This window comes from Dethiosulfatibacter sp. (assembly GCF_983023055.1).
Map to the genome: position 1 here is coordinate 1 of NZ_CEZJXU010000036.1, position 9,777 is coordinate 9,777.

Annotated in this window: 9 protein-coding genes; all 9 read right to left on the reverse strand. The window is 35.1% G+C overall.

All coding sequences use genetic code 11. From position 1 onward, the window contains the following. The coding region (locus AC3AX0_RS02670) for a carbamoyl phosphate synthase preATP-grasp domain-containing protein (protein ID WP_487548759.1) at positions 1–606 on the reverse strand (606 nt) is incomplete at its 3' end. Positions 607–615: 9 nt separating this feature from the next. Further along, positions 616–1,665, reverse strand: a complete 1,050-nt coding sequence (carA, locus tag AC3AX0_RS02675; RefSeq protein ID WP_487548760.1) for a glutamine-hydrolyzing carbamoyl-phosphate synthase small subunit — start codon at positions 1,663–1,665, stop codon at positions 616–618. Between the two features lie 201 nt (positions 1,666–1,866). Continuing rightward, positions 1,867–2,673, reverse strand: a complete 807-nt coding sequence (locus AC3AX0_RS02680; RefSeq protein ID WP_487548761.1) for a hypothetical protein — start codon at positions 2,671–2,673, stop codon at positions 1,867–1,869. A gap of 9 nt (positions 2,674–2,682) precedes the next feature. After that, the gene (locus AC3AX0_RS02685) at positions 2,683–4,146 is read right to left on the reverse strand and encodes a HAMP domain-containing sensor histidine kinase (RefSeq protein ID WP_487548762.1); all 1,464 of its coding nucleotides are present in this window, start codon (positions 4,144–4,146) and stop codon (positions 2,683–2,685) included. Continuing rightward, positions 4,091–4,783, reverse strand: coding sequence for a response regulator (locus tag AC3AX0_RS02690; RefSeq protein WP_487548763.1), 693 nt, complete (start codon positions 4,781–4,783; stop codon positions 4,091–4,093). Before AC3AX0_RS02690 ends, AC3AX0_RS02685 begins: the two co-directional genes overlap by 56 nt. A 65-nt stretch (positions 4,784–4,848) precedes the next feature. After that, positions 4,849–6,735 carry a selenocysteine-specific translation elongation factor gene (selB, locus tag AC3AX0_RS02695; RefSeq protein WP_487548764.1) on the reverse strand — a complete coding sequence of 629 codons (1,887 nt, stop codon included), beginning with the start codon at positions 6,733–6,735 and terminating at the stop codon, positions 4,849–4,851. A gap of 11 nt (positions 6,736–6,746) precedes the next feature. Then, entirely contained in the window at positions 6,747–8,141 is a 1,395-nt protein-coding gene (selA, locus tag AC3AX0_RS02700; protein WP_487548765.1) for an L-seryl-tRNA(Sec) selenium transferase, read from the reverse strand. A gap of 10 nt (positions 8,142–8,151) precedes the next feature. Continuing rightward, positions 8,152–9,177, reverse strand: a complete 1,026-nt coding sequence (selD, locus tag AC3AX0_RS02705) for a selenide, water dikinase SelD (RefSeq protein ID WP_487548766.1) — start codon at positions 9,175–9,177, stop codon at positions 8,152–8,154. An 85-nt stretch (positions 9,178–9,262) separates the two neighbouring features. Continuing rightward, positions 9,263–9,777: helix-hairpin-helix domain-containing protein (locus AC3AX0_RS02710; RefSeq protein ID WP_487548767.1), on the reverse strand; the 515-nt coding region annotated here is incomplete at its 5' end.

The window sequence follows — 9,777 nt, forward strand, 5'->3', positions numbered from 1 at the left end:
GCTATTAGGGCTTAGGTTTAGTCCCTTTACAAGAATTTCCTTAAGTTCTTCCTCATCATCGACTATTCCTCCACCGGACCCACCAAGAGTGTAGGCAGGTCTTACTATTACAGGATATCCGATTTTAATTGAAGCTGTAATTCCTTCATCCATGGTTGTTACTATTTCGCTTTGTACAACAGGCTGGTTGATTTCCTTCATCAATTCCCTGAATAACTCTCTGTCTTCTCCAGCCTTTATTGCATCAATTGGAGTTCCGATAATATTAACTCCGTATTTTTTAAGTATTCCTGAATCAGATAGGTCCACTGCAAGGTTAAGTGCGGTCTGTCCACCCATTCCAGGAAGTACGCTGTCAGGCTTTTCTTTCTTTATAACTTTTTCGACAAATTCAAGTGTCAGAGGTTCAATATATACCTTGTCTGCAATCTCTTTGTCAGTCATTATTGTAGCAGGGTTGCTGTTGATGAGGACGGTTTCTATTCCTTCTTCCCTCAAAGCTCTACAGGCCTGTGTTCCCGAATAATCAAATTCCGCCGCCTGTCCTATGATAATCGGGCCTGAGCCCAATACTAATACCTTCTTAATATTCTTGTTTATTGGCATATTATCCTCCTATACTATGCTTAAAAAGTCATCGAAAATGTAATTTGATTCATGTGGTCCTGGACATGCTTCAGGATGAAACTGTACGGACATAAGTTTCTTGTCCATGTTTCTTATTCCTTCAACAGTAAAATCATTCATGTTTATATGTGTCACTTCAAAATCTTCAGGAATTGTATCCTTCTTCACTACATAACCGTGATTTTGAGATGTTATTGTCACTTTTTCAGTAAACAGATTTTTAACAGGATGGTTACTTCCCCTGTGTCCGTATTTCATTTTTTCCGTATCAGCTCCACATGCAAGGGCTATTACCTGATGTCCAAGACATATTCCTATAACAGGAAGCTTGCCGATTATTCCCTTTACATTTTCTATAACCTCTGTCAAATCTTTTGGATCTCCAGGGCCATTTGAAAGAAATAGGAAGTCAGGATTTGTTTCCATAATGTCATCAATTGTAGAAAGTGCAGGTAGAACTGTTACCTTGCAGTTTCTTTCCTTAAAGGAGTTTACTATGTTTGTTTTAACTCCCAAGTCAAGTATTGTAACTTTTTTGCCGGTTCCTTCTATTGTAACCGAGTCCTTTCTAGTAACCTTTTTAACTGCATCTTCTACTGGATTTTTCTTAAAATATTCAACAAGGTCGATTGTGTTTTTCTCAGTAACTATTATTCCCTTCATGGTACCGCTGTTTCTTATAAGCTTTGTCAGGTATCTAGTATCTATTCCCTGTATTCCTATGATTTTTTCCTCTTTAAGATAAGAGTTCAGCGACATCTCGTTTCTCCAGTTGCTGGGCTTATCGCAGAGCTCTCTGACTACAAAACCTTTAACCTTTGCACTTTCCGACTGGATATCGTCAAAATTGACTCCATAGTTTCCTATTAAGGGGTAGGTCATTACTACAATCTGACCATAGTATGACGGATCCGTAAGTATTTCCTGATACCCTGTCATTCCCGTGTTAAAAACTACTTCTCCAAAACTTTCTTCCAAATATCCAAAGCACTTACCTTCTAATTCCACTCCATTTTCAAGAATTAATTTACCTTTCATATATCCTCCTACAAAAAAAATAGCAACTAACGGTATTTTAAATGTTTTTTAAAATACCGTAAATCGCCTTATTTTTAAAATAAATTTCTCTTCAATTTTTTTAGTCTTATTATTATATATCATCATTTTCTCCTTATCAGCATCTCGTACTAATTTAAAGGTTTTAAAGAATTTATCATATTTTTCCACAATTGTCAATAATTATTCAACAATTTCTTTGATTTTATATTTACCATTTGTTAATTCAAGCAAAAACGATATATTTTCATTAATAAAATTACTGGAACTGTCTTGAAGCATTATATTAGTTTTTACAGTTACATACTCACCGTATTTATTATATTCATACTTTGAAATTTTATATGATACTATATCGAATCCGGTATTGTAAAAGATATTGCTAACTTCCGCCTCTGCAACATTATTAGGAATGTTTTTTACAATTATGGAATTCAGGAATTTTTCAACAGTGTCTATTGGACTCAAGTAATCCTTGTATAGCAATGCATTGGTTGCTGTAAAAGGTGATTCTATGTTAAAATATCTATGGAAATAATCTGAACCATCGCTGTTTGTCAGTTTGACAAAATAAATGTTCTCATAATTTGCAGCAGTGTTGATAATGGAATAAAGCATCAAACACTCCTCCATCTCATCAAGTTCAATACTGTTATCCAGGGAATACTCAATGAATACAGTATCCGATACGACACTAATATTGAATATGTTCAGGTGTTCCATTGAAACGAAGCTTTCAGATTCCCTTGTCCTATTTTGCATTATATTAAGTGTTTCTTCTATTTCTTTCGCTTCATTTAAATCATAGACTCCAGAAAGCTCTGTAATTATACAGTTCATACTTTTATTAGGAAGATAAAGCTGCACATATACGTTCTCTTCCTCACTGAAAGGAGAAATTTTTATCACATCATCATCTTCACTTCTAAAGCATGATGTCATAAAAACAGCCATCAGAGCTAAAATCAAAATCATTACTTTATTTTTCATTAAAACTCCTTATACAATAGGCAGCCTGACATAAAAATCAGTACCTTCATCCATTTTACTCTTTACACTAATGGTTCCATGATGAAGATTTACAATCTGTTTTGATATGGAAAGTCCAAGACCAGTACCTCCAGTATTTCTTGACCTGGCCTTATCCGCCCTGTAAAATCTATCAAAAATATATTGAAGATTATCATCAGAAATTCCTACACCTGTATCTCTGATGCTGATAACTGCAAAGTCTTTTTCCCTGTAAACCTTGATATCAACTTTGCCGCTGTCCCTGGTATATTTGATTGCATTGTGTACTATGTTTATCAAGGCTTGTTTTATCTTGCCCTTGTCTATTTTTATCTGAATGCTATCATCTTCATAATAGTTTAAAGTTATATTCTTCTGATCTGCAAGAGGCTTTAGCTGCTCTATGATTTTTTCTATAAGATAATTGAGATATGCAGGTTGGTAATCAAGTACCAGTTGTTTTTTATCGATATCTACAAGCGAAAGAAGATCTGTTACTATTCTGTTAAGTCTGTCTACTTCATTGTTTATATCAATAAGAAACTCTCTGTAGACTTCTTCTTCAACCTCATCCTGCAATAGAAGACTTTCAGACAATAACTTAATAGATGATAACGGCGTCTTGAGCTCATGGGATACATTTCCCACAAATTCCTTTCTCTGCAGTTCAACCTCATTTAACTTCACACTCATACTATTGAAGGAATTGGCAAGAACTTTGAATTCATCATTTGACTTTACATCAACCTTGTCTCCAAATTCTCCGTTTGAAAGCTTGTTTATAACTGGATAAAATTTGGTTATTGGTCTCAAAAAATGGTTGGATATAAGAAAAATCCCTATTATAATCAATATACCTTCAATTAGAACAATCATCCTGATTGTATCGTTAATGTCTACAAGATTATCGTAAAGATCGTTAATCGAATTGGATATAAAAATTCCACCATTGATTTCACTTTCATACTTTACAGGTACTGAAAGATACATAACGTTTCCTATTTCGTTGAAATAGTAATCATTCCAGTAAACATTTCCATCAAGAGATGCATTTATCTCCTCTACATTTATGTTTCTAAACTTGAACTGATTGTTTGAATCCGAAAGTATCCTTCCAAACTTGTCATATATCATTATTCTGGAATCAAGGGACTTCGAATACTGCTGGGTCACATTGTCAAAATAAGTGCTGTATAGAGAGGCATCATAATTATGAAGGTAGTAGTCTATTTCCTGTCCAATTTCCCTACATGACATTTCAAGATTCTTCTTTCTGAATTCCAGCTGCCAGTTTAGCACATATTGGGGTATCAAACTTGTCAATAATATGAATAATATGACTATAAGCAATAAATAGGTGGAAAGCATCTTCCACCTAAAGCTTACAAATCTATTCTTAAATTCTATTCCTAAAATAGTATCCAACTCCCCACTTAGTAAGGATATACTCATAATTGCTGGAATTCTTCTCTATCTTTTCCCTAAGTCTTCTTACGTGAACATCAACAGTCCTTAAATCACCGAAGTATTCATAACCCCAAATAATTTCAAGAAGCTCTTCTCTGGTAAATACTTTTCCAGGATTTGTAGCAAGAAGAATCAGTAAATCGAATTCCTTGGCTGTAAGGTTTACTTCCTTGCCATTTACAGTAACTTTTCTTCCAAGGTTATTTATGATAAAATCATCTACATAAATAATCTGTTCTCCAAGCTTTGTTTCCTTTGAGTTCGATCTTCTAAGTATTGCCTTTATTCTTGCCTTTAGTTCGAGTATGTTGAAAGGCTTAGTCATATAGTCGTCCGCGCCATATTCAAGCCCAAGTATCTTGTTCATATCCTCGCCTTTTGCCGTCAGCATGATAATCGGAACATCAGATCTTTCCCTTATTCTCTGACAAACTTCAAGTCCGTCAATTTCAGGAAGCATAAGATCAAGTATAATTATATTGAATTTTTCCTTGCTTTGCTTTTCAAGAGCTTCCTTTCCATCATAAGCAACTTCTGTGAAGTATCCATCCTGCTCCAGACTGTATTTTAATCCTTTTACCAATAACGGTTCATCATCTACAATTAATATTTTGTTACTCATATTTTCACCTCGTTGTATTATTATTACTATTATAAATCATTTTTCAATAAATTAATAATTTTTGTTTACCAAAGGATTCTATCATTATCCATACGTTTAGTAAATTTTATTTTATCAAGATATTCTAAAATGACTACTCCCTTGTTTCTGTTTGTATTCAAAAGGTCCCTTATTTCTGCTACAGAAATCGAACCATTGCTCTGTATATATCCTGTTGTTATTTCCTTTATGACATCAATATACTCATTCTTTATAACGTATTCATTATTTATAACTGAAACAACTCCACCAATTTGAAGATATTCAAGTATTGAAAAATCCTCGTCTTCTTCCCTTATGGTGTCTTTTTTTACAATCATATCATCCTTTTCAAGAAGTTCTGTTACATTTTCAAGTATCGAACTTTGTTCTGTGGAAAATTCAGGTTCATACCCATATATTCTAATAAACTCATTTTGCATTTCAACAAGTTCATCCTTTTCCATATCCCTTAGAACCCTGTTAAAAAGTGAATTATTCAAGTCAAATGAAATCGAACTTATCAAAGTTTCCTTATTTATACCAGGCTTCAAGTTGAAGCTATTATGATATTTTGTCACCTTTATCAACACTTCATTTTTAATCTTTTCATAATTTTCGGATGTCATGTATAACTCCTTGCGGTTATCCTCGTAACATCTTATTCTTCCAGATTCACCAAGTTCCTCAAGTATGCTCTCCAGGTGGTAAATATCCATTGAAAACATTCTATACAAGTAATTCTTTTCAACTACAATAAACTTTTCCTTTATGAATTCGTATATTATCTCGTTAAAATCCTCACCCGATTTAATATTTGAAGATTCTATTGCTGCCTCACTGTTTGTCTTGTGTTTTATTGCAAATGGATCTATTATCTTTCCTCCTCCTATGGTTTCAAGGGGAGAATAAAATCTCACGACAAAATAATCACCGAATTTAACTGAAATTTCTTCATCAAATCTGATCTGCGCTGTTGATACTTCGCCGGGATTCAATTCCTTTCTTCCAAAAATAATCACCGTTCCTACAGTCTCCATTGTACCTACAAAGAAATGAACCTTGCTTCCGTTTTTTATTATTCTATTTGAATCATCAAGATTTTTCAACTCAACATCTATTATATTGCTTCTAAACACACTGTCCTTTTCTGCAAGAAGGTCTCCACGCCTAATTTCAGACTTGGACAATGATGCAATGTTTATTGCTGCTCTCTGTCCAGCATAAGCTTTCTCTGTATCTACGCCGTGCACTTGTATGTTTCTAACCTTGGCACTTGTCTCATGTGGATAGAGAACAAGTTCATCGTTCAAATTCACACTTCCTTCAATGATGGTTCCAGTAATTACTGTTCCTATGCCCTTAAGTGTAAAAACCCTGTCCACAGGAAGTCTGAAGGGTTTGTTGTCATCCCTAGGAACAACCTTATCTGAATATTCGTTTATCATAGACTTTAGCTTGTCGATTCCATCACCCGTTTTGGAAGAAACCTCCACGACAGGTGCATTTTCAAGAAAGGTATTAGTGAAATTGTCCTTGATATCGTCAACTACAAGCTCCAGCATTTCTTCATCTACAATATCTTTTTTTGTTATTACTATAATTCCGTTTTTTATTCCAACCAAATCGAGAATATTTAGATGTTCAATAGTCTGAGGCATCACCCCTTCATCAGCTGCAACTACAAACAGTATGAAGTCCATTCCAACAACACCTGAAAGCATGTTGTTCAAAAACTTTTCATGTCCTGGAACATCAATTATTCCAACCTTGTTGCCGTTGGAGAGTTCAAAAAAAGAAAATCCTAGATCTATGGTTATTCCCCGTTCCTTTTCCTCTTTGAGCCGGTCGGTATCAAAACCGGTAAGTGCCTTAATCAAAGTTGTTTTACCATGGTCTATATGTCCTGCAGTACCTATAATAATGTTTTTCATATTTTCACCTGTTATTCTAATATTCTGTTAACTTCTTCTGCTATAATTTCATAATCATCATCAAAAACAGTCCTCATATCCAGTATTACCCTGTCTTCATTAATCCTTGCTACTATTGGTATTTCCTGACTTCTAAATTCCCTGTCTATCCTTGATGCATTGATCTTATCAGGATATAAGGCAACAGCATAACTGTCCAGTAATTCCTCAGGCAGTGAACCGCCTCCAATTTTGGATTTACACTTTTCTATTTTAACATTCGCAGAAGGATTCTTGTCCTTTATCATCTTATAAAGCTTTTCAGCCTTAAACTTGATTTCCTCTTCTGGTTGTATAATCATTCTTAATGTTGGAATTTCCTTCAATGCCTTAGACTCAAGAAGATATTTCCTGCAAACACTCTCAAGTGATGCTAGGGTAAACTTGTCTACTCTCAAAGCCCTCGTAAGCTGATTTTTCTTCATCCTTCCAATAAGTTCCTTGTTTCCAAGAATTATTCCTGCCTGTGGTCCTCCAAGAAGTTTGTCCCCACTGAATGTGACCACATCCACACCTTTTTTCACACATTCATGGACCGTAGGCTCGTAAGCAATATTGAACTTGCTTAGATCTACCATAGTTCCGCTTCCCAGGTCTTCCATGACAATTATGTCCTTTTCTTTGCCCAACTTTACCAGATCTGCTGAATCGACATTCTTTGAAAATCCTATTACTTTGTAGTTGCTGGTATGAACCTTTAAAATCACTCCAGTATTTTCACTTATAGCATTTTCGAAATCCACAAGATGAGTTCTATTGGTGGTACCTACCTCTACAAGCTCGGCACCTCCCATTCTCATGACTTCAGGAATCCTAAAACTACCTCCTATTTCAACAAGTTCTCCCCTGGATACAATTGCTTCCTTTCCAGATGATAGAGTATTGAGGGCAAGAATAACAGCTGCAGCATTATTGTTCACAACTAGAGCTGCTTCAGCACCTGTTAAAAGGCAAATAACATCCTCCACTATATTGTATCTTGATCCTCTTTCTCCTATTGAAAGGTCGTATTCAAGATTTGTATAATGGGTGAGAATATCCTTTATTTCATTAAATATATCTTCTGATAGAACAGATCTTCCCAGGTTTGTATGGACTACTACACCAGTGCAGTTTATAACTCTTTTCAAATTGCTGGAATAAATCGAGTCCAGCCTGTCGAGAATAGTTTTATCAATGTTTTCAATGCTTTTTTCAAGTTTTTTCAAATCATCGGAGCTGGATATTTCTGACCTTAAACCATCAAGATACTTTCTGATAATTCCCACTACAATCTTTTGATCAATTTTTTTAAGATAATCCTTGAATTCCTTTTTTTCGATCATGAAATCAACTTTTGGGATTTTTCTATACAATTCTTTTTTCATTTCTACTCCATCATTTTAATATTATGCCGTATTCAGATTTTTTAACCACTTTACCGATTACTTTTAAGAAATCATATTTTTCTATCATTTCTCTGTTTTCCTTAGGTATGGAAACAAGCAAGCCTCCGGAAGTCTGAGGATCATAACAAATATCTGTTATAAGTTCTTCCTTAAAACCATTTTCCTGTATTTTGTTTTCATAATAATCTCTGTTGCTGTATGCACCTGCTGGTATAAGTCCCATTGATGCATATTCAAGTGCCTCTCCTATAACTGGTATTTTATTCATTTCAAGTTCCAATGTAACCTCGCTGTTATCAGCCATTTCTATACTGTGGCCAAAGAGACCAAAACCAGTGATATCTGTACAGGCATTGGCCGAAAGTTCGATTGCAGCTTCAGCAGCCTTGTCATTGAGAGATGTCATAATATCCACGGCTTCCCTGTAGGTTTCGTCACTGCACATTTCACCCTTGATTGCAGTATTTACAATTCCAAGACCCAAAGGTTTTGTAATAGCAATTATATCACCTTCCCGCGCTCCACTGTTCAAGAGAATGTTTTTTTCCTTAACTATACCCATGACAGAAAGCCCGTATTTGGGCTCGTCATCATCTACTGAATGACCTCCCGCAAGTACCGCTCCTGATTCTTTAACCTTGTCGGCTCCACCCTTGAGAATCTCTGAAAGAACTTCAGGGTCAACACAATTCGGAAAACATACTATGTTCAGCGCAAGAACAGGCTTTCCTCCCATGGAATATACGTCACTAAGAGAATTCGCAGCGGCAATCTGTCCAAATGTATATGGATCATCCACTATTGGAGTAAAAAAGTCCAATGTCTGTATCACGCAGTTATCGGCATCAATTTTATATACAGCTGCATCATCTGCCTTACCAAGGCCAACGATGAGTTTTTCATCTTCAAAAGTTGGTAATTTACTCAAAACTTGAGCAAGGGTTTCAGGCCCCAATTTGGCTGCTCAGCCAGAGCTTTTTGTCATTTGAGTCAATTTAATATCTTTAATGCTCATATATTTCTCCTATAAATTTAATATAAATATTTCGGGATATGATATCCTCCAATAATTAATCCCTTCAAATAAGTAAGACTAGTATTTATTTCACTTTAATTAGATCCTTTATCTGATTAAACTTACCATCGGCTATTCCCGATACCTTCTTGATATCTTCTATGCAAGAAAAACAATCCTCATTTTCCCTGTATTCAATGATTCGTGCAGCAATAACTTCACCTATTCCAGGAAGAGATTCAAGCTTAGCCGTGGTAGCCGTGTTGATATTAATAATTCCATCTTTTGCTTCATTATCAGCATCTATTGAATCTCCATTCGCACTGATTGTAGCAAGATCTATTTCTTCACCCTTTTCCGGAATATATACCTTTTGTTCATCATATAGTTTTTCAGCTCTGTTTATAAACTTTGTGTCTGCATTTTCTTCAAGACCTCCCGCTGTTTCTATGAGAGTACAGAGTCTGGTTCCTACAGGAAGCTGGAATGTTCCTGGATTGTTAATAGCTCCGTCAATGTCCACAAATATTATCTTATTTTCAAGTTCTATAGAATTTTCAGATTCTTCATCATAAACACTTTCTGTTTCATCATCCACAG